Here is a 22,255-nt window from a genome sequence, read left to right on the forward strand (position 1 = left end):
ATCAACTCGGTCGGGTCGGGGTGGGTCGGGGTGGGTCGGGGTGGGTCGGGCGGCGCAGGGTGGGGAGTGCGCGGGTGGTGGGGCCGGATGGGGCAGCCGGGGGTGGGTGGGTGCGGGCATGATCGGGTCCGGCATGCTTTGCATACCCCGTAGACCCCCTCCTCCAGGAGTGAGCCACGCCGATGTCGCTGCTCGCCAGATTCAGCCTCCTCAACCGAGGGCTGGTCGCCCTCATCGCGCTGGTGATCACGGCGTTCGGGGCGTACGCCGTCCCGTCGCTGAAGCAGCAACTCCTGCCGTCGCTGGAGTTCCCCGCCGCGTTCATCGTGGCCGCCTACCCGGGCGCCGCACCGGAGATCGTCGAGTCCCAGGTCACCGAGCCGATCGAGAACAGCCTCCAGGGCATCCCCGGCCTGGAGAAGATCACCTCCACCTCCCGCGAGGGCTCCACCACCGTCACCGTGCAGTACGAGTTCGGCACCGACCTGGACGACGTGGTCAACAAGATGCAGACCGCGCTGAACCGGATCGACGCGCAGCTGCCCGAGGGGGTCGACCCGCAGGTCCTCGCCGGCAGCACCGACGACCTGCCCGCCGTGGTGGTCGCCGCGACCGGCGGGGACGACGAACGCGCGTTGGCCGAGAAGCTGCGCCGGAGCGTCGTACCCGAGCTGGAGGGACTGGACGGGGTCCGGACGGTCGACGTCACCGGCACCCGCGACCAGGTCGTGGTGGTCACGCCCGACCCGGCGAAGCTCGCCGCGGCCCGGCTCGCGCCCACCGCCCTGGCGCAGGCGCTGAAGACCAACGGCGTCGCGCTGCCGGCCGGCGCGGTCGTCGACGGCAGCCGCTCGCTGCCGGTGCAGGTCGGCACGCCGATCCGCACCGTGGACGACCTGCGCGGCATCGTCGTCACCACCGCCCCGGCGGCCCCGCTGCGCCTCGGTGACGTCGCCAAGGTGGAGCAGGAGCTGGCCCCGGCCACCGCCCTCACCCGCACCAACGGCAGGCCCAGCCTCGGCATCGCGGTCACCGCGAGCCCGGACGGCAACGCCGTGCAGATCTCGCACGAGATCCGGGACCGGCTGGACGACCTGAAGGCCGCCTCCGGCGCCGACCTGACCGTCGTCTTCGACCAGGCCCCGTTCGTCGAGCGGTCCATCGACAGCCTGACCACCGAGGGCCTGCTCGGTCTGCTGATGGCGGTCGTGGTGATCCTGGTCTTCCTGCTCAGCGTCCGCTCCACGCTGGTCACCGCGGTCTCCATCCCGCTGTCGGTGCTGGTCGCGCTGATTACGCTCTGGGCCGGCGACTACTCGCTCAACCTGCTCACCCTCGGCGCGCTGACCATCGCCGTCGGCCGGGTCGTCGACGACTCCATCGTGGTGCTGGAGAACATCAAGCGACACCTGGAGTACGGCGAGCCGAAGCGGGACGCCATCCTCACCGCGGTCCGCGAGGTGGCCGGCGCGGTGACCGCCTCCACCCTCACCACGGTCGCCGTCTTCGCGCCGATCGCCCTGGTGGGCGGCTTCGTCGGGCAGCTCTTCGCGCCCTTCGCGATCACCGTCACGGTGGCCCTGCTCGCCTCGCTGCTGGTCTCGCTGACCGTGATCCCGGTGCTCGCGTACTGGTTCCTGAAGCCGCGCCGGGCCGGTGCCGACGACGTCGCCGCCCGCCGGGCCAGCGAGGAGCGGGAGCTGCGCAGCCCGCTGCAGCGGGCGTACCTGCCGGCGATCGGGTTCGCCACCGGATCCCGCAAGACCCGCTGGATCACCGTCGGGCTGGGGCTGCTGGTGCTGCTCGGCACCTTCGGGCTGGCGCAGAAGTTGGAGACCAACTTCCTCGACGACTCCGGCCAGGACACCCTGACCATCACCCAGGAGCTGCCCGCCGGGACCGGGCTGGCCGGCACCGACCAGGCGGCCGCGCAGGTCGAGCAGGTGCTGGGACGGACCGACGGCGTGCGGACGTACCAGGTGAGCGCGGGCGGCAACGACCAGCCGTGGGCCGGTGGCGGCGGCAACAACACCGCCACCTTCAACGTGGCCCTCGACGAGGACAGCGACGCCGCCGCGATCAAGCGGAAGCTGCGCAAGGAGTTCGACGCGCTCGGGCCGGAGGTCGGTGAGCTGAGCTTCGGCGCGGGGCAGGGCGGTGCCTCGGGTAACCAGCTCGAGGTGGTCGTGCAGGCCGCCGACCCGGAGACGCTGACCCGCGCCGCCGAGGCCGCCCGCGACGCGATGGCCGGTACGCCGGACGTCGAGGACGTCGCCACCAGCCTGGCCGACCGGGTGCCCCGGGTCGACGTGACGGTGGACCGGGTCGCGGCGGCCCGGGTGGGGCTGACCGAGGCGGCCGTGGGGCAGGTCGTCGCGCAGGCGTACCGGGGTGCGCCGTTGGGGCAGGTCGCCCTCGACGGCACCGTGCAGAACGTGGTGCTGCGGGGGGCCGGCAAGCCGCCGCTGACCGTGGCGGAGCTGCGCGCCCTGCCGGTGGGCCCGGTCAAGCTGGACGACATCGCCGACGTGAACCAGGTCGACGGCCCGCAGCAGGTGACCCGGATCGACGGCGAGCGCAGCGTCTCCGTCACCGGTACGGCCACCGGCTCCAACCTCGGTGCCACCACGGCCGAGCTGCAGAAGCGGCTCGACGCCCTGGACGTGCCGGGGGCGACGTTCACCGTCGGCGGGGTCAGCGCGGACCAGAAGGACGCCTTCGCCGACCTGGGGCTGGCGGTGCTGGCCGCGATCGCGATCGTCTTCCTGATCATGGTCGCCACGTTCCGCAGCCTGACCCAGGCGCTGATCCTGCTGATCTCGATCCCGTTCGCGGCGACCGGTGCGATCGCCCTGCTGCTGGTCACCGGCACCCCGCTGGGCGTGCCGGCGCTGATCGGCGTGCTGATGCTGGTCGGCATCGTGGTCACCAACGCGATCGTGCTGCTCGACCTGATCAACCAGTACCGGGCGCAGGGGATGGGCGTGACCGAGGCGGTGGTCGAGGGGGGCCGGCGTCGGCTGCGTCCGATCCTGATGACCGCGGTGGCGACGATCTTCGCGTTGCTGCCGATGGCGTTCGGGCTCACCGGGGAGGGCGGCTTCATCTCCCAGCCGCTGGCCGTGGTGGTGATCGGTGGTCTGCTCACCTCGACGCTGCTGACGTTGATCCTGGTGCCGACCCTCTACACGATGGTCGAGCGCACGAAGGAGTCGCTGCGCGCGCGGCGGGCCCGGCGTACCGGGGGGACGCCGCCGCCGTCGCCGGTCGCGGCACCGGCGGCGACCACGCCGGTCGAGCCGCCGAGGGCCGAGGCGTCCGTCGCCGACCGCCCGGTCGCGGACCCGCCGGCCCGCCCCTCCGCGGCGTTGGTCGACGGTACGGACCAGTTCGAGGTGCTGCGCCTGCCCCGGAGCCGCCGATCGCCGCTGCCCCCGACCGAGTAGCTCGGGTCCCGCGCCCGTCGACCTGAGGGGCCCTGCGTCGGATGTCCGACGTTGTACCGTGAGTGAGTCGGCACATACCCTTTGTGTCGGCTCGCTCTGCACGGGCGAGCCTCCGGAGCGGGAGCGGGGCCATGGGGGAGCACGCGGGCCGATGGGGGAGACGCTCGCTGCTGCGTGCCGCCGGTCTGCTCACCGGCGGCGCCGCGGTGGGCGCCGCGGCCACCACACAGACGACCTGGATCGCCGACCGGCGACTCCCGCTGGCTGGGGGGCCGGCCAGCGCCACCCTGGGCAGCCGCCAGCAGGACGTGGGCGGCGGCGCGGTCGAGGTCTCCTGGGGGGTACGCACCGACGAACGCCTGGTGGCGCTCACCTTCGACGACGGCCCCCTGCCACAGTGGACCCCGATGGTGCTGGACACCCTCGACCGGTACGCCGTACCCGCCACGTTCTTCCTGGTCGGCGCCCGGGCCCGGCAGCACGCCGGGCTGCTGCGCGGCCGGCTGGACCGGCACGAGGTGGGCAACCACAGCTGGGCCCACCACGACCTGGCCCGCCTCGACGCCCACGGCGCGTACGACGACCTGCGGCGCAGCCACGACGCCATCGCGGCGGCGACGGGCCGGGCACCCCGGCTGCTCCGTCCGCCCTGGGGGCACCTGGGCGGGGCGGTGCTGCACGCCGCCGCCCGGCTGGACTACCGGCTGGTGCTCTGGACCCTCCAGATGGTCGAGGGGGAGTTCCCGCACGACCCGGCCGGTCACGCCCGCCGGATCGTCGCCGACGTCCGGCCCGGCACGATCCTGCTCGGTCACGACGTCGGGACGGAGCGGCGGCTGGTCGCGCTCCGCGGGCTGCCCGACATGATCACCGGGCTGCGCGCCCGGGGCTACACCTTCGTGACCGTCTCCCACCTGCTCGGCCGCGCCGCCCAGGTCTGACCGGCCGGGTAGGGTTCCGGCGTGTCGCCCACCGTCTCGGTCCTCGTCCGCAACCGCGACTTCCGTAACCTCTTCCTGGCCGAGCTGGTGGTCTTCGGCGCCGACTGGTTCGTCATGGTGCCGCTGCTGGTGCTGCTGCCCCAGCTCACCGGCAGCGGGGTGTGGGGCGCCCTGGTGCTGGCCGTGGACACCGGCACGGTGGCGCTGCTGCTGCCGTACACCGGGACCATCGCCGACCGGTTCGACCGCCGCAAGATCATGATGTCGGCCAACCTGGCCGCCCTGGCCGGCGTGCTGCTGCTGCTCGGCGTCCGCAGTTCCGGGACCGCCTGGCTGGCCATGCTGGCGATCGGCCTGGTCGCGGTGGCGAAGGCGTTCTACTCACCGGCCGCCCAGGCCGCCCTGCCGAACGTGCTCGACCCCGAGGACCTGGCCGCCGGCAACGCCGTCGCCGGCTCCGCCTGGGGCACCATGACGGTCGTCGGTGCCTCCCTCGGCGGCGTGCTGAGCGCCGCCGCCGGCCCGTACGCCTGCTTCTGGGTGGCGACGGTCGGCCTGGCGCTGGCGGCGGGCCTGGCCGCGCTGATCCGCCGGCCACTGCAGACGCCCCGCGACGCCGACCGGCCGGTGCAGCGCACCTGGCCGGCGATCCGCGAGGCCCTGGGCTACATCGGACACCGGCCGCGGGTGCTGGCCCTGGTGACCGTGAAGTCGGCGGTCGGCCTGGGCAACGGCGTGCTGACCGTCTTCCCGCTGCTCGCCGGGGTGTACGCCGTCGGCGCGGTCGGTACCGGCCTGCTCTTCGCCTTCCGGGGCGCGGGGGCGCTGGTGGGGCCGATCCTGATGCGGCGGGTGCTCACCAACCGTGCCTGGCTGCTGCCCGGCCTGGCCCTGTCGATGTCCCTGTACGGCCTCGCCTACCTGGGCACGTCGGTGGTGAGCTGGTTCCCGCTGGTGCTGGTGCTGGTCTTCCTCGCCCACTTCGGCGGCGGGAGCAACTGGGTGCTGTCCAACTTCGCCCTGCAGGGCGAGGTGCCGGACCGGCTGCGCGGACGGGTCTTCGCCACCGACATGATGCTGGCGACGCTGGCCATCTCGCTCAGCCAGCTGGTGGTCGCGCTGGTGGTGGACAGCGTGGACGAGCGGGTGGTGCTGGCCGGGTGCGGCATGGTCACCCTGGTCTACGCGGTCGGCTGGCGGCTGGCCACCCGGCGGCTCTCCCTCACCGACCCGGCGACGGAACCGGAGCCGACCCCCACCCCGTGAGCCTGGGTTCCGGGCGGCTCGGGGCCTGCGGGCGGAACGGGCGGGGCGGCGGGTCAAGACCCTGCATCCTCGACGCCTCGGCGCGTCTCTCCGGTGCCGTCGGCCCGGCGTTGGGTCCACCACCCGGGCGCTACGAACTTGAACGCATTGATGAATCACCCGCCGCCCGGGCCTCTTCTTCTTCCCTGACTCATCTCTGTAATCAAGTTCGTAGCGTGCGAGCACCAGACCCAGTAGCCGAGCGGTGGCACCGGCGGGCCGAGCGGCGACACCGGCGGCTGCTGCCGGTGCCGCCCTGCGCGGGCCGGCGGAGCGTGCCACCGCGACGACCGATGCCCGTCGAGTGGGCAGGGAGCGGTCAGCCGTGGTCGACGGAGCGCGCCGGTGGGGCCGGGTCGGGAGATTCGGGGCGGGTAAGGCCCGGGCCGGCCCACTGCTGCGCCGCCGGCTCACCGGTCCCCGGCTGCCAGCCGCGCCACTGCGGGGCGGGCGGGGTCGGCGGGCTCGTCCGGCCGGTGAGGGCGGCGGCGACCACCAGGCCGAGACCGAGGGGGTGCAGCAGCGCCAGCAGCGGCCCGACGATCAGGTTCAGCCGGGTCAGCTGGGCGGCTCCGCCGTTCTGCACCACCCGGGGCAGCGCCAGGACCCAGCCGAGGTTGAGCAGCGCCCCGAGCAGCAGCACGGCGATCCCGGCGAGCAGCAGCCCCCGTGGGCCGCGCGGCAGCCGCCGGTGGGTCAGCGCCAGTACGAGGCCGACCACCAGCATCAGCAGCGTGGGGAGCTGAGTGAGCAGCTGCCAACCCGAATAGCCCAGAAATTGCACGTGGCCTCCCGCCGTCGGTGGATCGGCGTCAGGCTAGTGGCATGCCGCAATTCCCAGGGGTCGGGCGGAGCGCCGCGATGTCGGTCCCGGGCCCTAGCATGAGCCGGTGCCGATGACTTTCGCCTCCGGTCCCGTCCGGGTCCGGGTGCCCGCGACCAGCGCGAACCTGGGCCCGGGTTTCGACGCGCTCGGGCTCGCCCTCGGGCTGCACGACGACGTGGCGGCCGAGGTGACCCCGGGCGGCGTACGGGTGACGGTGACCGGCGAGGGTGCCGGTGAGCTGCCCGAGGGCGACCGGCACCTGGTGGTGACGTCCATGCGGGCCGCCTTCGACGTGCTGGGCGGGCAGCCGTCCGGGTTGGCGCTGGAGTGCGTCAACCGGATCCCGCAGGCTCGTGGCCTGGGCTCCTCCTCGGCGGCCATCGTCGCCGGCGTGCTGCTGGCCCGCGGCCTGGTCGCCGACGGGGTCGACCGGCTCGACGACGGGGCGGCGCTGCGGTTGGCCGCCGAGATCGAGGGGCATCCCGACAACATCGCGCCGTGCCTGCTCGGTGGCTTCACCATCGCCTGGACCGAGCCGACTGGGGCGCGGGCGGTGTCGCTGCCCGTGGCCGACGGGGTCCGGCCGACCGTTTTCGTGCCCGCGGAACGCGGTCTGACGGCCACCGCGCGGGCCGCCCTGCCGGCGACCGTGCCGCACGCCGACGCCGCGCTGAACGCCGGTCGGGCGGCGCTGCTGGTGCATGCGCTGACCGCCGAGCCGGCGCTGCTGCTCCCGGCCACGCTCGACCGGCTGCACCAGGACTACCGGGCTCCGGGCATGCCGGCCACGTCGGCCCTGGTGAATGCGCTGCGTGCGGCGGGTGTGGCGGCTGTGGTCAGCGGGGCGGGGCCGACGGTGCTGGCGCTGACCGGGCCGCCCGCGGGCTTCGACGCGGGAACAGAGTGGCAGCGCTGGGAGTTGCCGATAGATGCGAGCGGTGCCCGGGTCACCCGGGGTAGACTTGGACACGCCGAGCGGGACCCTGTTGCCGCAGGTCGGAAGAGTTGATTACGCTCTAGACTCAGCACAGCCGCGAAGCATGCGATCTCCCTGCGGGTCGGCGCACCCCCGAAGCTCTCGGCGGTCAGCCCGTCACCCCTGCCAAGGCCCACGCCGCACCGCAGTTTCCGCAGGTCGCCGCAGACGGCGAGACCTGCTCACCGAGGTTGGTGAGTCGGGAAACCGCCCGGCTGCTGTGTCACAGACTCCCGCGACGCGTCAGTGCGAGGCGGGTGCACCGAGGCCGCCCGGCCACCTGGTTCGACGACTCCGGGCAGTCCCGGCCTATCGAGGGAAGGAATCCATTGAGCGACACCACCGACGTGACGTCGGATGTTTCCAACGTCGCTGGCGATGCCACCACCGCCGCCCCCACGCGTCGTCGGCGCAGTGGTACCGGCCTGTCGGCGATGCTGCTGCCGGAGCTGCAGAGCCTGGCCGCGTCGCTCGGCATCTCCGGCACTGCTCGCATGCGCAAGGGCGAGCTGATCAGCGCCATCTCCGAGCGGCAGGGCGGCGCCGCCGGGACCCCTCGACCGCGGGCCGAGGTTGCGGCCGCGGCCGCTCCCGCCCGTGACGAGGTGCGCGCCGAGGTGCGGGACGACCGGGCCGACACCGAGCGTCGTACCACCGAGCAGGCTCCGGCCGCCGAGGCGACCGAGGGCCGGACCCGGACCCGTCGTGGCCGGGCTGCCACCGCCGAGTCCCGACCGGCCGAGGTGCGTACCGAGGAGACCACCACCGCCGAGACCGGCGAGCGTGGCGAGGGCCGTACCGGTCGCGAGCGGACCGAGCGCACCGAGCGCGGTGCCGAGCGGGCCGAGCGCACCGCCGAGCGGGCCGAGCGCACCGCCGAGCGGGCAGCGCCCGCGGAGCGTGCCGAGCGCGGCGCCGAGCGGACCGAGCGCGGTGCCGAGCGCGGCGAGCGGACCGAGCGCGGTACCGAGCGTGGCGAGCGGGCCGAGCGCGGTGCCGAGCGTGGCGAGCGGACCGAGCGTGGTGAGCGCGGCGGCGAGCGCAACGAGCGGACCGACCGTGGCGAGCGCGCCGAGCGCAACGAGCGGGGCGAGGGCCGGGGCGAGCGCAACGACCGGGGCGACCGTAACGACCGGGGCGAGCGCAACGACCGCAACGACCGTGACCGTAACGACCGGGGCGGCGACCGTAACGACCGTGGCCCCCGCTCCGAGCGGGACAACGACGGTGACGACGACGAGAACGGCGGTCGGCGCGGTCGGCGCAGCCGGTTCCGGGACCGCCGGCGTGGTCGGGGCGACCGGATCGAGGGCGGCAACGAGGGCGGCGGCGGCCGCGAGCCGCAGGTCAGCGAGGACGACGTCCTCGTCCCGGTGGCCGGCATCATCGACGTGCTCGACAACTACGCCTTCGTCCGGACCACCGGCTACCTGGCCGGCCCGAACGACGTCTACGTCTCGATGTCCCAGATCAAGAAGTACGGCCTGCGCCGCGGTGACGCCATCACCGGTGCCGTGCGGGCCGCCCGGGACACCGGCGGCAGCGACCAGCGGCGCGACAAGTACAACCCGCTGGTGCGGCTCGACACCATCAACGGGATGGAGCCGGAGGAGGCGCGGCGGCGGCCGGAGTTCTACAAGCTGACCCCGCTGTACCCGCAGGAGCGGCTGCGTCTGGAGACCGAGCCGCACATCCTGACCACCCGGGTGATCGACCTGGTCATGCCGATCGGCAAGGGCCAGCGGGCGCTCATCGTGTCCCCGCCGAAGGCGGGTAAGACGATGGTGCTGCAGGCGATCGCGAACGCGATCACCCGCAACAACCCGGAGTGCCACCTGATGGTGGTGCTGGTCGACGAGCGGCCCGAAGAGGTCACCGACATGCAGCGTTCGGTGAAGGGCGAGGTCATCGCGGCCACGTTCGACCGTCCGCCGCAGGATCACACCACGGTGGCGGAGCTGGCGATCGAGCGGGCGAAGCGCCTGGTGGAGCTGGGCCACGACGTGGTCGTCCTGCTCGACTCGGTGACCCGGCTCGGTCGGTCGTACAACCTGGCGGCGCCGGCCAGCGGCCGGATCATGTCGGGTGGTATCGACTCCACCGCGCTCTACCCGCCGAAGCGCTTCCTCGGTGCGGCGCGCAACATCGAGAACGGTGGCTCGCTGACCATTCTCGCCACCGCGCTGGTCGAGACCGGGTCCATGGCGGACACGGTCATCTTCGAGGAGTTCAAGGGCACCGGTAACGCCGAGCTCAAGCTGGACCGGAAGATCGCCGACAAGCGGGTCTTCCCGGCGATCGACATCAACCCCTCCGGTACGCGTAAGGAGGAGGTCCTCCTCGCGCCGGAGGAGCTGGCGATCATCCACAAGCTCCGCAAGGTGCTGCACTCGCTGGACTCGCAGGCGGCGCTCGACCTGCTGCTGGACCGCCTCAAGCAGTCCCGCACCAACATCGAGTTCCTGATGCAGATCGCGAAGTCCACGCCGGGGGAGTGACACCGTCCCGGTAGGACGAAGAGGAGGGCACGGCCACCAGGCCGTGCCCTCCTCTTCGTCCGGCGCGCGTGGCTCGCGGAGTTTTCCTTCGCCTCGGCAGCCGGGTCTTGAAACTTCTGTGCGCGATCGGGTTGACTGTCGTCCGCGAGACGACGGCACTGTGACGGCGGCGGAGACACCTGGGGAGGCACCCGCCGCCTGACCGGCCGGCCCCCGGGAGGCGTGGGCGCGACGTGCGTCCCGGGGCCGGCCGCGCCGGTTCCTCAGAAGTCGCCCTCGGCGACCTGAAAGACGGTCAGCCCGAGGGAGCGCCACATCCGCACCACCTGCATCCGGTCGTCGAAGACCCCGACCACCCGGTAGCGGTCCCGGATCTCCCGTTCGTAGATCTCCTGCTTGACCACGGCGTCCCGGCGCTGGTCGCCGATCGCCCGCAGGTGCAGCGCCAGGTAGGGGACCTTGACGTGACGGGCCAGCCACGCCTCGGTGGCGGACCGGGCGGAGGCGTCCCGGCCGGAGCAGAAGACCACCCCGTGCCCGACGGCGTGCATCGCCCGGACCGCGGCGATCACCGCCTCGTTGGGCGCGTCCTCGCCGACCCGGGTCATGTCGTACGGGCTGCGGGAGACGGTCAGCGCGACGGTGCCGTCGATGTCGACCAGCACGATGTCGGGGCGTCCGGTCCCGCCGCGCTCGACCTGGGCGGGGCCGCCGGTGCGGGCCGTGGGCACCGGCAGCGGCAGCGGGCGGTGCGCCAGGTAGCGCTCGTGCAGCCGGCAGATCGCCGCCGCGCCCACCTGCTCGTCCGCCGGTCGCGCCGCGTCGCGCCGCAGGCACTCGGAAAGGGGTACGTCGGTGAAGTCGTGCACCTCGAAGGCGGCCCCGAACCGCTCCGCCAGCTCCGCCCAGTCCCGCAGGATGCGGGAGCGCAGGTTGGTGTCGTCGACGCAGACGCTCACCCGGGCCGCCAGCAGCGCCTCCACCTGGGCCCGTTGGACCCGGGTGACCTGCCCCTCGGCCCACTGGGTGAAGAGCCGTTCGCCGTGCAGCATCCGCCGCAGGTCGTCCCGGTTGACCCGGACCACGCCGGGCTGCAACCGCCGGGCGAAGGTGGTCTTGCCGGAGGCCGGCAGCCCCCGGGTCGCGATCAGGCGGAACATGCCCGCCACCCCCGTTCCGTCCGGTTCCCGGTGCGTGTCGGCTCCCACCGTACGAGGTCCGGAATGCCCGTGGACCGGGCGGGAATGCGTACCCCGGCGGCGGCGTTACGCCTGCCGGACCTGGTGTGCGGCCCGCTTGTCGGGTCGGCGGAAGCCTCTGGCACACTGGTCAATCGGCCACCGGTTCCGGTTCACGCCAAGCCCGTCGCGCACGGCGCGACGGACCACGCTGGCGACCCGGCGACCACCGACGAAAGGACCGAGGCGACATGAAGCCCAACATCCACCCGGAGTGCACGACCACCGAGGTCTCCTGCTCCTGCGGTAACACCTTCTCCACCCGCAGCACCGCCAAGGGCGGCTCGATCCACGTCGAGACCTGCAGCGCCTGCCACCCGTTCTACACCGGTAAGCAGCGCGTTCTCGACACCGCCGGCCGGGTCGCGAAGTTCCAGCAGAAGTACGCCAAGGTTCAGGCGAAGAAGGCCAAGTAGCTCCTGCGACGACGCCCGTGTCCGGCTCCTGCCGGGCGCGGGCGTTCGTCCGTTTCCGCCTCGTTCGTCCGTCGTCCCAAGGAGCACCCGCAGCATGAGCAGTGAGCGCCTGGCCGCCCTCCTCGACGAGTACGCCGAGCTGGAGAAGCGCCTCGCCGACCCGGCGATCCACGCCGACCAGGGCACGGCCCGCCGGGTCGGTCGCCGGTACGCGGAACTCGTGCCGCTGCACAAGGCCGCCGGTGAACTGGAGCAGGCCCGCGCCGACCTGGCCGCCGCCCGCGAGCTGGCCGCCGAGGACCCGACGTTCGCCGCCGAGGCGGACGCGATCGCGGACTCCCTGCCGGCGCTGGAGGAGAAGCTGGCGGAGCTGCTGATCCCGCGCGACCCGCACGACGCCAAGGACGTCATCGTCGAGATCAAGGCGGGTGAGGGCGGCGAGGAGTCGGCGCTCTTCGCCGGTGACCTGCTGCGGATGTACACCCGCTACGCCGAGCGGCACGGCTGGGTCACCGAGGTGATCGACGCGCAGGACTCCGACCTGGGCGGGATCAAGGACGTCTCGCTGGCGATCAAGACCAAGGGCGTACCGGAGGGCGGCAACGGCGTCTGGTCCCGGCTGAAGTGGGAGGGCGGGGTGCACCGGGTGCAGCGCGTCCCGGTCACCGAGTCGCAGGGCCGGATCCACACCAGCGCGGCGGGCGTGCTGGTGCTGCCCGAGGCGGAGGAGGTGGACCTCACCATCGACCCGAACGACCTGCGGATCGACGTGTTCCGCTCGTCCGGGCCGGGTGGGCAGTCGGTCAACACCACCGACTCGGCGGTCCGGATCACCCACGTGCCGACCGGGATCGTGGTCTCCTGCCAGAACGAGAAGTCGCAGCTGCAGAACCGGGAGCAGGCGATGCGGATCCTGCGGGCCCGGCTGCTCGCCGCCGCCCAGGAGCAGGCCGACGCCGCCGCCTCCGACGCCCGCAAGGCGCAGGTCCGGACGGTGGACCGCTCGGAGCGGATCCGCACCTACAACTTCCCGCAGAACCGGATCACCGACCACCGGATCGGCTACACCGCGTACAACCTGGACCTGGCGCTCGCCGGTGAGCTGGACGGCGTCCTGGACGCCCTGGCCGAGGCGGACCGGGCGGCCCGTCTCGCCGGGGGCACCGAACTCACCCGCCGCTGACGCGGGTCGTCGCCCACCGACGGGCTGACGGGTCGGGTCAGGAGGCGCGCAGCCGGGACGACTTGGCCAGCAGCATCTCGCGGTCGGCGGTCTCGAAGGCGGTGACCAGAGCGTCGCCGAGGGTCGAGCCGCCGGCGCCGACCTGGGCGAAGCCGATGCTCACCCCGACCGGGGTGCCGGGCACCAGGGACTCCCAGTCCTCGGTGCGGACGGCCGCCTCGATCCGGCGGGCCACCTCGGCCGCCTCGCCCATCCCGGCCCCGGGCAGCACCACCACGAACTCGTCCCCGCCGTAGCGGGCCACGAAGTCGCCGCGACGCATCACCCGGTTGATCACCCCGGCGATCCGCTGGAGCACCAGGTCACCGGAGTGGTGGCCGTGCCGGGTGTTGACCGCCTTGAAGCCGTCCAGGTCGCAGACGCCGATCACCACCCGCTCGCCGGCCGCCACCACCGCCGCGATGTAGCGCTCCAGCCGTCGCCGGTTGGGCAGGCCGGTGAGCGGGTCGGTCAGCGCCTCGCCCTCGTAGCGGGCCGCCTCGCGGCGCATCTCCTCGTGGCCGATGCGGGCGGCGATGCCGTCGATGTAGACGTCCCGGAGTCGGTCGCTGCGCTGTGCGGCGAGCCGGAACGCGTGCCGGTCGGCCCGGTGCGCGGCGGCGTGGTCACCGGCCCGGGCGAGTGCGATGCTGCGCAGCCGGGCCGGTTCGGCGGCGCCGAGGGTCTCGGTGGAGACCTGCACGGTGTCCAGCCGGGTCACCGCCTCGATCGGTCGCCCGTCGGCGACGGCCAGGCAGATCTGGCCGAGTTGACGCATGTCGCGGGCCCGGGCGCTGTCCCCGCCGTGGGCGAGCAGCCGGACCGGGTCGGCGTCGGTGCCGGAGTCGACCCGGTCGCCGAGGGCGGCCCGGCGGGCGGCGGCGTAGCCGTACGCGGCGAGGCTGCTCGGTCGGATGCTGCCGCCCCGGCCGGCGCGCAGGAACCGGTTGAGGTCCCCGGCGACGTCCCGGAGCACCCGCAGGCAGCCGTCGCTGTCCCCGTTGTGGTCGAGGGCGACCGCGTTGCGCAGTCGGATGCCGGGGGCGGCGAAGGTCTCCTCGGGGATGCCGGCGGCGAGCCCCACCTGCCGGGCCCGTTCGATGGCGCCGAGCGCGTGGCCGTGGAAGCTGAGGTAGGAGTACGCCATCGCCAGGTCGTGCCAGCCCCAGGCGGTGTGCTCGTCCGGGTCGTCCACCGCGCCCAGCGCGCGGGCGGCCTTCACCAGGTGGGTTACGCAGCGGTCCAGCGCGCCCTGGTGGTGCGCGGCGAGTGCGGCCAGCGCGTTGAGGTGCCCGTGCAGGTACGGTTCGGCGAGGTCACGGACGGCGGTGGTGGCCTCCTCGATGGCCCGGGTGTATTCCGCCGTTCGACCGAGATTGATCAGTGCGGAGAGGCGCTGGACCAGGGCGTCGGCCCGGGTGTACGGGTCGCCGGTGCTGCGCAGCACGCGGTCGAGCACCACGCACGCCTCGGCCGAGCGGCTCGCCTCCTGCAGGGTGCGGGCGTGCCGGAGGGCGTCAACCTGGTCGTCGACCCGGTCGAGCCAGCCCACTCGCGACCTCCCTGTCGGTGTGCGCCCGGACGCACCCGCTCGTGCTGTGGCCCGCGACGCTTCATGATTATGGCGTGACCTCCCTCCCGCAACACCCGTCCGAAGGGACAGAACGCGAACGCCCCTCGCTGGTGATCGCCCGGGCGGCCCGGGCGCTCGCCGGGGCCGGTGTCGAGGCTCCCCGGGTCGAGGCGGAGCTGCTGGCCGCGTACGTGCTGGACGTGCCGCGGGGACGGCTGGCCCTGGCCGACGGGTTCACCGCCGCCCAGCGGGCCCGCTTCGACGCCCTGGTGCAGCGGCGGGCCGCCCGGGAGCCGGTGCAGCACCTGACCGGTTCCGCCGGTTTCCGGCACCTGAGCGTGGCGGTCGGCCCGGGGGTCTTCGTGCCCCGACCGGAGACCGAACTCCTCGCCGGCTGGGGGATCGAGGAGGGGCGTCGACGACCCTCGCCGCTGGTGGTGGACCTGTGCAGCGGTTCCGGCGCGATCGCCCTCGCGGTGGCCCAGGAGCTGCCGGGGGCGCGGGTGGTGGCGGTGGAGCGGTCCCCGGCGGCGCTGGCCTGGCTGCGCCGCAACGCCGCCGAGCGGGACGCCGCCGGGGACACCCCGGTCGAGGTGGTCGCCGCCGACGTCACCGACCCGGAGCTGCTGGCCGATCTGGTCGGCCGGGTGGACGTGCTGCTGTGCAACCCGCCGTACGTGCCGCGGTCGGTGGTCGTACCCCCGGAGGTGGCCGCGCACGACCCGGACGAGGCGGTCTTCGGCGGGGCGGACGGTCTGACGGTGATCCGGCCGGTGGTGGCCCGCGCGGCGCAGTTGCTGCGCCCGGGTGGCGTGCTGGGCGTCGAGCACGACGACACGCACGGCGACGCGGTGCCCGCGCTGCTCGCCGCCGACGGCCGGTACGCGGCGGTGCGGGAGCACCCGGACCTGGTCGGGCGGCCCCGCTTCGCCACCGCGTCCCGGCGGGCGGACGGCCACCACCCCGATGCCGGCCCGGCGTGGCAGACTGGCTCCTCGTGATGCTCTACGACTGTCGGGCGCTCGCCGACCGGGACCGCGGCATCGCCGCTGCCATCGAGGCGGTCCGCAACGGGGAACTCGTCGTGCTGCCGACCGACACGGTCTACGGGGTCGGCGCGGACGCCTTCACCCCGTACGCGGTGAAGGCGCTCGCGGACGCCAAGGGCGGCTCGCGGCAGGCGCCGCCGGTGCTGATCGGCTCCCGGCACACCCTCGACGGGCTGGTCTTCTCGCTGCCCCGGGCGGCGCGGGACCTGGTCGAGGCGTTCTGGCCGGGCGCACTGACCATCGTGGTGGAGCACTCGCCGAGCCTCTCCTGGGACCTGGGCGACGCGGGCGGGACGGTGGCGGTGCGGATGCCGCTGCACCCGGTGGCGCTGGAGGTGCTGCGGGAGACCGGCCCGATGGCGGTGGCGTCGGCCAACAAGATCGGCCAGCCGGCCGCGGTCACCGCCGAGGAGGCCCGGGAGCAGCTGGGTTACGCCATCCGTGCCTATCTGGAGGCGGGGCCCGCCGTCGATCCGGTGCCGAGCACGATCGTCGACCTGACCGGCGAGGCGCCCCGGCTGGTGCGGCAGGGCGCGATCCCGCTGGCGAAGCTGCGCGACGTGGTGCCCGACCTGCTCGATTCCCGGGGAGCCTGAGTGCCGCCGTTCACCGTCCTGCACGTCTGCATGGGCAACATCTGCCGGTCGCCGATGGCCGAGCGGCTGCTGCTGCTCGCGGTGCGGGAGCGGCTGGGCCGGCACGGTGCCGATCCGGCCCGCTCGGACGAGCTGGTGCACAGCCACAGCGCCGGCACCGGCGGCTGGCACGCCGGCGAGGAGATGAACCCGCCGGCCGCCCGGCAGGTCACCGCGCGCGGCGGGGACGTGGCGGGTTTCGCCGCCCGTAAGCTGCGGTCGGACCTGATCGACGCCGCCGACCTGGTTCTCACCGCCACCGCCGACCAGCAGGAGTACGTGGTGGCGCTGCGTCCCGACGCGGCGGCGCGCACCTTCGTGCTGGGGGAGTTCGGCCGGCTGCTCGGGCTGGTCGACGCGGCGGCGCTGCCTCCGGTGGAGGCCACCCCGGACGCGGTCCACGCCCGTGGTGTGGCCCTGGTGGCCGCCGCGGACGCGGCCCGGCAGGGTGCCTCGCCGCTGCCCACCGACGACCTCGACGACCCGTGGGGTCGGGGTGACCAGTGCTTCAGCCGGGTCGCCGACGAGATCGAGGAGACGGTCCACCCGCTCGCCTCCGTGTTGCTGCCCTGACGGGTCCTCGCCTCACCTTCTGCCCGGTTTAACCCTTCTCCGTGAAATTCCTGCGGGTTCAGGCGAAGTGGGCGGTTCTGAAGGCCTTTGCGGTCATTCTGAACGGGTCCGCACGTGGCCGGCTCCTGCGGGGAGAGCTGATGAACCGGGCCCATCTCCACAAGGTCTTCACCATTCTGCTCGCCGGCCTGCTCGCCGGGCTGGGGCTGGCGGTGGCCGCACTGCCGGCCGCGCTGGTGCTCGGGCTGGGCGTCAAGGGGCTGCTGCCCTTCAACGAGCTGCCCGAGTCGCTGCGGGCGCCGCAGCCGGCGCAGCGGTCCAACCTCTACGCCAACGACGGCCGCACCCTGATCACCTCCTTCTATCTGGAGGACCGGACGGACGTGCCGCTGGCGGAGGTGGCGCCGGTGATGCGGCAGGCCATCGTGGCCGCCGAGGACGTCCGGTTCTATCAGCACCACGGCGTCGACCTTCGGGGCGTGGCGCGGGCGCTGACCGTCAACAAGCGTGAGGGGGCGGCCCGTCAGGGTGCCTCCACGCTGACCATGCAGTACGTCCGCAACGCGCTGGCCGGTGACCCCCGGCTGACCGAACAGCAGCGGGCCCGGGCCACCGAGATCACCGCCGGTCGCAAGATCCGGGAGATGCGCTACGCGCTGGCCCTGGAACGCGACCTCGACAAGGACCAGATCCTGGGCCGCTACCTCAACATCGCCTACTTCGGCGCCGGCGCGTACGGCATCGCTGCGGCGAGCCGGCGCTACTTCTCCACGAAACCGGCCGACCTCACGCTGGCCCAGGCGGCGCTGCTCGCCGGGCTGGTCCGCGCGCCCGACACCGACGACCCGATCAACGGGGACGCCGACTCGGCGCTGCGCCGCCGGGCGTACGTGCTGGACCGGATGGTGGAGACCGGCCAGCTCCCGGCCGCCGACGCGGCCCGGGCCAAGGCGGAGCGGCTCCGGCTCACCCCGAGCGCGATGCCGAACGACTGCGCGGCGGTGCCCGAGGAGCACAACGACTGGGGCTTCTTCTGCGACTGGTTCACCCAGTGGTGGCGGTCCCAGGCGGCCTTCGGCAGCTCCCCGGACGAGCGGCAGCGGACGCTGCGCCGCGGCGGCTTCTCCATCGTCTCCTCACTCGACCCGGACGTGCAGCAGCAGGCCACCGACCAGGTGCTGCGGATCTACGACGCGGGCAACAAGCGGGCCGCGCCGACCGCCGTGGTGCAGCCCGGCACCGGTCGGGTGCTGGCCATGGCGGTGAACCGGAACTTCAGCGTCGCCCCGAACCCGCGCGGCCAGCGGAACTACCCGAACACCGTCAACCAGCTCGTGGCCGGGGGCGGCGGCATCGTCGGCTACCAGGGGGGCTCCACCTTCAAGCTCTTCGCGCTGCTCGCGGCGCTGGAGTCCGGGCTCCCGCTGGACACCGACTTCAACGCGCCGTCGGTCTTCGTCAGCGACTACCGGGCGGGCGGGGGACCGGCGAGCTGCGGCGGCTACTGGTGCCCGGCCAACGCCAACCCGTCCTGGATGAACGGCCACCGCACCATGTGGAGCGCCTTCGGCCGCTCGGTCAACACGTACTTCGCGTGGCTGACCGAGAAGGTGGGGGCGGACCGGGTGGTGGAGATGGCCGAGCGGTTGGGCATCGTGCTGCGCTCGCCGGAGGACGCCCGGCTGGCCCGTGAGGGCGCGAAGGGCTGGGGCGCGTTCACCCTCGGCGTCACCGCCACCACCCCGCTCGACCTGGCCAACGCGTACGCGACGGTGGCGGCCGAGGGCACCTGGTGCGCGCCCACGCCGGTCACCTCGATCACCGACAGCGCGGGCCACCGGGTGGCGGCCGGGAAACCGGACTGCCGGCAGGTGCTCGACACGGAGGTGGCCCGGGCGGCGGCCGACGCGTCCCGCTGCCCGGTCGGCGACCAGTCGATGTACCGCCGCTGCGACGGCGGGACCGCCGAGGAGCTCCAGCCCCGGCTGGGCCGGCCGTTGGCGGGCAAGACCGGCAGCTCGGAGCGGAACGCCACCGAGACCGTGGTCGCGTTCACCCCGCAGCTCGCGGTCGCCACCATCGCGGCGAACCCGGACGACCCCCGGGACGCCGTCGGTGGTGGCGTGCAGACCCGGCAGATCGACGCGGTGGGCCGGATCCTCGCCGCCGCCCTGCGCGACCAGCCGGTCCAGGACTTCGTGCCACCGAGCGAGAACGTCGCCCTCCGGGTCACCGGCCCGCGCACCGGCAACTGAGCGGGGTCAGGCGGAGCGGGAGACCGGGACGGGGGACTGCTCGGCGCCACGGGCGATGTTGCGGGCCATCCCGCCGAAGACCACCGCGTGGAACGGGGCGACGGAGCCCCAGTAGAGGTGGCCGGCCAGCCCGCGGGGGAGGAAGACGGCGCGCTGGACGTACCGGCTGCGACCCTCGCCGGCCGGCTCGGCGCGCATCTCCAGCCAGGCCCGCCCGGGCAACCGCATCTCGGCGCGCAGCCGCAGCAGCTCGCCGGGGATGATCTCCTCGACCCGCCAGAAGTCCAGCGCCTCGCCGACCTGGAGGTGGTGCGGGTCGCGCCGGCCCCGGCGCAGTCCCACCCCGCCGACCAGCCGGTCCAGCCAGCCCCGCACCGACCAGGCGAGCGGGAACGAGTACCAGCCGTGCTCGCCGCCGACGCCCTCGATGACCCGCCAGAGCGCGCCCGTCGGGGCGTCCACGGCCCGTTCCCGGACGTCGGTGTAGACCGTCCCGCCGGACCACTTCGGGTCGCTGGGCAGCGGTTCGGCGGGCGCGTCCGGCCCGCTCGCGGTCGACCAGCGGGTCTCCACCTGGGCGTCGCGCACCTTGGTCAGCGCCAGCTCGACCGCCCGGTCGAAGCCGGTCAGCCCACCGGGCGGGTCGGGGACGTACCGGGCGATGTCGTGCTCGTGGGCGACCGCCTCGTGCACCAGGCTCTCCACCAGCGGCCGGGCGATGGCGTTCGGCACCGGGGTGATCAGCCCGACCCAGTGCGAGGAGAGCGACGGGGTCAGCGGGCGGACCGGCACGATCATCCGGGGGCGCAGCCCGGCGACCCGGGCGTAGCGCTGCATCATCTCCTGGAAGGTCAGCACGTCCGGGCCGCCGATGTCGAAGCCCCGGTTGACCTCGGGCGGCAGCGACGCGCTGGCCACCAGATAGCGCAGCACGTCCCGCACGGCGATCGGCTGGATCCGGTTGCGCACCCAGCGCGGGGTGACCATCGCCGGCAGCCGCTCGGTCAGGTAGCGGAGCATCTCGAACGACGCCGAGCCGGACCCGATGATCACCGCGGCCCGGAGCACCACGGTGGGCACCCCGCTGGCCAGCAGGATCCGCCCCACCTCGGCCCGGGACCGCAGGTGCGGCGAGGGGACCCCGCCGTCCTTCTTCGGCTCCGGCCCGCCCAGGTAGACGATCCGGCGTACGCCCGCGGCGCGGGCCGCGGTGGCGAAGTTGGTCGCGGCCTCCCGGTCGGCCGCCTCGAAGCCCTCCTGGCCGAGCGAGTGCACCAGGTAGTACGCGACCTCCACGCCGTCGAACGCGGCCGGCAGGGTCTCCGGCTTCCGCAGGTCGCCCTCGGCGATCTCGGTCCGGGACGCCCACGGCACGTCGCGCAGCCGCCCGGCCGTACGGGCCAGGCAGCGCACGGTGTGCCCCTCGGCGAGCAGTCGGGGCGCGAGCCGCCCGCCGATGTATCCGGTCGCACCGGTGACGAGGCATCTCACGGTCTCCAGTGTGCGGCCGAATAGACTCTGGCGCTGTGGAGAACGCGAGGAGCACCTTCTGGGGTCCGGACTTCGAGCAGCTCAGCACCGTCGACCCGGAGATCGCCGGGGTGGTGCTCGGCGAGCTGGACCGGCTCCGGGGCGGCCTGCAGCTGATCGCCAGCGAGAACCTCACCTCGCCCGCGGTGCTCGCCGCGCTCGGCTCGACGCTGACCAACAAGTACGCCGAGGGCTACCCGGGCCGGCGCTACTACGGCGGCTGCGCCGAGGTGGACCGGGCCGAGGAGATCGGCATCGCCCGGGCGAAGGAGCTCTTCGCCGCCGACCACGCCAACCTCCAGCCGCACTCCGGCGCCAGCGCCAACCTGGCCGCGTACGCCGCGCTGGTGCAGCCGGGGGACACCGTGCTGGCGATGGACCTGCCGCACGGCGGGCACCTGACACACGGCAGTCGGGTCAACTTCTCGGGCAAGTGGTTCCACACCGTCGGTTACACGGTCCGGCGGGACACCGAGCTGATCGACTACGACGAGGTGCGGGACCTGGCCCGGGCGCACCGCCCCAAGATGATCATCTGCGGGGCGACCGCGTACCCCCGGCTGATCGACTTCGCCCGGTTCCGGGAGATCGCCGACGAGGTGGACGCGTACCTGATGGTGGACGCGGCGCACTTCATCGGGCTGGTCGCCGGGAAGGCCGTCCCGTCGCCGGTGCCCTACGCCGACGTCGTCTGCGCCACCACGCACAAGGTGCTGCGCGGTCCCCGCGGCGGCATGATCCTCTGCCGTGAGTCGCTGGCGTCCCGGATCGACAAGGCGGTCTTCCCGTTCACCCAGGGCGGCCCGCTGATGCACGCCGTTGCGGCCAAGGCGGTCGCGCTGCGCGAGGCCGCCCAGCCCGAGTTCCGGGCGTACGCCACGCAGGTGGTGAGCAACGCCCAGGCGCTCGCCGCCGGGCTGGCCGACGCGGGGATGCGCCCGGTCTCCGGCGGCACCGACACCCACCTCGCCCTGATCGACCTGCGCGAGGCCGGGGTGACCGGCGCCGACGCCGAGGCCCGCTGCGACGCCGCGGCCATCACCCTGAACAAGAACGCCATCCCGTACGACCCGCAGAAGCCGATGGTCGCCTCCGGCATCCGGGTGGGCACCCCGAGCGTGACCACCCAGGGCATGCGCGAGGGGGAGATGCGTCAGGTCGCGGCCCTGATCGCCCGGGCGGTACGGACCGACCCCGGCGAACCGGGGGGCGCCGACGGGCTGACCCGGATCGCCGCCGACGTGGCCGACCTGGTCGCCGCCTTCCCGGCGTACCCCCGTGGCTGAGCCCGGGGTGCGCGCGGCGCAGGTGACCGGGGAGCGTGGCTGGCGGCTGCGGCACCTGCCGGTGCTGCTGCTCGCCTCGGCGGTGCTGGCCGCGGTGGCCGGCGTGGTCGGCGGGGTGACGGGCGGGGCGGACGCGGCGCTCGGCGCGGCGGCCGGGGTGGCCGTCACGGTGGCCAGCTACACCCTCACCACAGTGGTGCTGGCCTGGGCCGACGCCCGCGACCCGCAGCTGCTGCTGCCCTTCGGGCTCGGGCTCTACGTGGCCAAGATGAGCCTGCTCGGGGCCCTGATGATCGGGGTGGCGGCGACCGGCTGGGGCGGCCTGATCCCGCTCTGCCTGGGCATCGCCGCCGGCGTGGCGGTGTGGACCGGCGTGCACGTCTGGTGGCTCACCACGGTCCATGCCCGACACGTCCGCTCCTGAGGCGATCCCATCCTTCGGGCGGCGCGTCGGTGTGTCCGCGATCGGTCATTCTCTCAGTGGCG

The 22,255-nt window shown here is 73.9% G+C and carries 17 protein-coding genes; 13 read left to right on the plus strand and 4 right to left on the minus strand.

The genetic code is table 11. The features are described from left to right. The first annotated feature begins 182 nt into the window (after nucleotides 1–182). The 3 genes from ABUL08_RS29575 (at nucleotide 183) to ABUL08_RS29585 (ending at nucleotide 5,653) form a co-directional block, all read left to right on the plus strand. Entirely contained in the window at nucleotides 183–3,446 is a 3,264-nt protein-coding gene (locus ABUL08_RS29575; RefSeq protein ID WP_350933341.1) for an efflux RND transporter permease subunit, read from the plus strand. Nucleotides 3,447–3,577: 131 nt separating this feature from the next. Beyond that, nucleotides 3,578–4,387, plus strand: coding sequence for a polysaccharide deacetylase family protein (locus tag ABUL08_RS29580; RefSeq protein WP_350933342.1), 810 nt, complete (start codon nucleotides 3,578–3,580; stop codon nucleotides 4,385–4,387). A 21-nt stretch (nucleotides 4,388–4,408) separates the two neighbouring features. Next, nucleotides 4,409–5,653, plus strand: coding sequence for an MFS transporter (locus ABUL08_RS29585; protein ID WP_350933343.1), 1,245 nt, complete (start codon nucleotides 4,409–4,411; stop codon nucleotides 5,651–5,653). A 358-nt stretch (nucleotides 5,654–6,011) separates the two neighbouring features. Here ABUL08_RS29585 and ABUL08_RS29590 read toward each other — a convergent pair whose 3' ends face one another. Continuing rightward, nucleotides 6,012–6,476, minus strand: a complete 465-nt coding sequence (locus tag ABUL08_RS29590; RefSeq protein ID WP_350933344.1) for a hypothetical protein — start codon at nucleotides 6,474–6,476, stop codon at nucleotides 6,012–6,014. 112 nt (nucleotides 6,477–6,588) lie between these two features. Between ABUL08_RS29590 and thrB the strand changes: the two genes are divergently transcribed. Beyond that, nucleotides 6,589–7,527: a homoserine kinase gene (gene thrB, locus ABUL08_RS29595; RefSeq protein ID WP_350938910.1), complete on the plus strand. Its 939-nt coding sequence runs from the start codon at nucleotides 6,589–6,591 to the stop codon at nucleotides 7,525–7,527. 296 nt (nucleotides 7,528–7,823) lie between these two features. After that, on the plus strand, nucleotides 7,824–9,992 hold the full coding sequence (rho, locus tag ABUL08_RS29600) for a transcription termination factor Rho (protein ID WP_350933345.1): 2,169 nt from the start codon (nucleotides 7,824–7,826) through the stop codon (nucleotides 9,990–9,992). Nucleotides 9,993–10,255: 263 nt separating this feature from the next. Here the strand turns inward: rho and ABUL08_RS29605 are convergent, their stop codons facing one another. Next, the gene (locus ABUL08_RS29605; RefSeq protein ID WP_350933346.1) at nucleotides 10,256–11,152 is read right to left on the minus strand and encodes a phosphatase domain-containing protein; all 897 of its coding nucleotides are present in this window, start codon (nucleotides 11,150–11,152) and stop codon (nucleotides 10,256–10,258) included. 269 nt (nucleotides 11,153–11,421) lie between these two features. Here ABUL08_RS29605 and rpmE point away from each other — a divergent pair, with 269 nt between their 5' ends. Then, nucleotides 11,422–11,646, plus strand: a complete 225-nt coding sequence (gene rpmE, locus ABUL08_RS29610; protein WP_350933347.1) for a 50S ribosomal protein L31 — start codon at nucleotides 11,422–11,424, stop codon at nucleotides 11,644–11,646. 94 nt (nucleotides 11,647–11,740) lie between these two features. Beyond that, the gene (gene prfA / locus ABUL08_RS29615) at nucleotides 11,741–12,829 is read left to right on the plus strand and encodes a peptide chain release factor 1 (protein WP_350933348.1); all 1,089 of its coding nucleotides are present in this window, start codon (nucleotides 11,741–11,743) and stop codon (nucleotides 12,827–12,829) included. A 37-nt stretch (nucleotides 12,830–12,866) separates the two neighbouring features. Here prfA and ABUL08_RS29620 read toward each other — a convergent pair whose 3' ends face one another. Continuing rightward, nucleotides 12,867–14,420 (minus strand): GGDEF domain-containing protein, encoded by a 1,554-nt coding sequence (locus ABUL08_RS29620; protein ID WP_350933350.1) that lies wholly within the window; start codon nucleotides 14,418–14,420, stop codon nucleotides 12,867–12,869. Between the two features lie 74 nt (nucleotides 14,421–14,494). Between ABUL08_RS29620 and prmC the strand changes: the two genes are divergently transcribed. From prmC to ABUL08_RS29640, 4 genes are all read left to right on the plus strand, one after another. Further along, nucleotides 14,495–15,442 (plus strand): peptide chain release factor N(5)-glutamine methyltransferase, encoded by a 948-nt coding sequence (gene prmC / locus ABUL08_RS29625; RefSeq protein ID WP_350933351.1) that lies wholly within the window; start codon nucleotides 14,495–14,497, stop codon nucleotides 15,440–15,442. Then, entirely contained in the window at nucleotides 15,442–16,086 is a 645-nt protein-coding gene (locus tag ABUL08_RS29630; protein WP_350938912.1) for an L-threonylcarbamoyladenylate synthase, read from the plus strand. Before prmC ends, ABUL08_RS29630 begins: the two co-directional genes overlap by 1 nt. Next, entirely contained in the window at nucleotides 16,087–16,698 is a 612-nt protein-coding gene (locus ABUL08_RS29635) for an arsenate reductase/protein-tyrosine-phosphatase family protein (RefSeq protein ID WP_350933352.1), read from the plus strand. It abuts the gene before it with no gap. Nucleotides 16,699–16,838: 140 nt separating this feature from the next. Further along, complete coding sequence (locus ABUL08_RS29640) at nucleotides 16,839–18,953, plus strand: transglycosylase domain-containing protein (RefSeq protein ID WP_350933353.1); 2,115 nt, start codon at nucleotides 16,839–16,841, stop codon at nucleotides 18,951–18,953. Between the two features lie 6 nt (nucleotides 18,954–18,959). On the opposite strand, the gene ABUL08_RS29645 is transcribed toward ABUL08_RS29640, so the two are convergent. Beyond that, entirely contained in the window at nucleotides 18,960–20,444 is a 1,485-nt protein-coding gene (locus ABUL08_RS29645) for an SDR family oxidoreductase (protein WP_350933354.1), read from the minus strand. A 35-nt stretch (nucleotides 20,445–20,479) separates the two neighbouring features. Between ABUL08_RS29645 and ABUL08_RS29650 the strand changes: the two genes are divergently transcribed. Together ABUL08_RS29650 and ABUL08_RS29655 are read left to right on the plus strand one after the other, a co-directional pair. Then, nucleotides 20,480–21,769, plus strand: coding sequence for a serine hydroxymethyltransferase (locus ABUL08_RS29650; RefSeq protein WP_350933356.1), 1,290 nt, complete (start codon nucleotides 20,480–20,482; stop codon nucleotides 21,767–21,769). Continuing rightward, the gene (locus tag ABUL08_RS29655) at nucleotides 21,762–22,193 is read left to right on the plus strand and encodes a hypothetical protein (protein ID WP_350933357.1); all 432 of its coding nucleotides are present in this window, start codon (nucleotides 21,762–21,764) and stop codon (nucleotides 22,191–22,193) included. The genes ABUL08_RS29650 and ABUL08_RS29655 overlap by 8 nt, the downstream gene beginning before the upstream one ends. Nucleotides 22,194–22,255: the final 62 nt, after the last annotated feature.

It is taken from the genome of Micromonospora sp. CCTCC AA 2012012, assembly GCF_040499845.1.
In the GTDB taxonomy this organism is placed as follows: Bacteria; Actinomycetota; Actinomycetes; order Mycobacteriales; family Micromonosporaceae; genus Micromonospora; species Micromonospora mangrovi.

Bases quoted from the DNA above. Each gene is read 5' to 3' on its own strand.
- ABUL08_RS29605 (WP_350933346.1), bottom strand. From the start codon at position 11,152: ATGTTCCGCCTGATCGCGACCCGGGGGCTGCCGGCCTCCGGCAAGACC.
- ABUL08_RS29630 (WP_350938912.1), top strand. From the start codon at position 15,442: ATGCTCTACGACTGTCGGGCGCTCGCCGACCGGGACCGCGGCATCGCC.
- ABUL08_RS29575 (WP_350933341.1), top strand. From the start codon at position 183: ATGTCGCTGCTCGCCAGATTCAGCCTCCTCAACCGAGGGCTGGTCGCC.
- ABUL08_RS29640 (WP_350933353.1), top strand. From the start codon at position 16,839: ATGAACCGGGCCCATCTCCACAAGGTCTTCACCATTCTGCTCGCCGGC.
- rpmE (WP_350933347.1), top strand. From the start codon at position 11,422: ATGAAGCCCAACATCCACCCGGAGTGCACGACCACCGAGGTCTCCTGC.
- thrB (WP_350938910.1), top strand. From the start codon at position 6,589: ATGACTTTCGCCTCCGGTCCCGTCCGGGTCCGGGTGCCCGCGACCAGC.
- prfA (WP_350933348.1), top strand. From the start codon at position 11,741: ATGAGCAGTGAGCGCCTGGCCGCCCTCCTCGACGAGTACGCCGAGCTG.
- ABUL08_RS29580 (WP_350933342.1), top strand. From the start codon at position 3,578: ATGGGGGAGCACGCGGGCCGATGGGGGAGACGCTCGCTGCTGCGTGCC.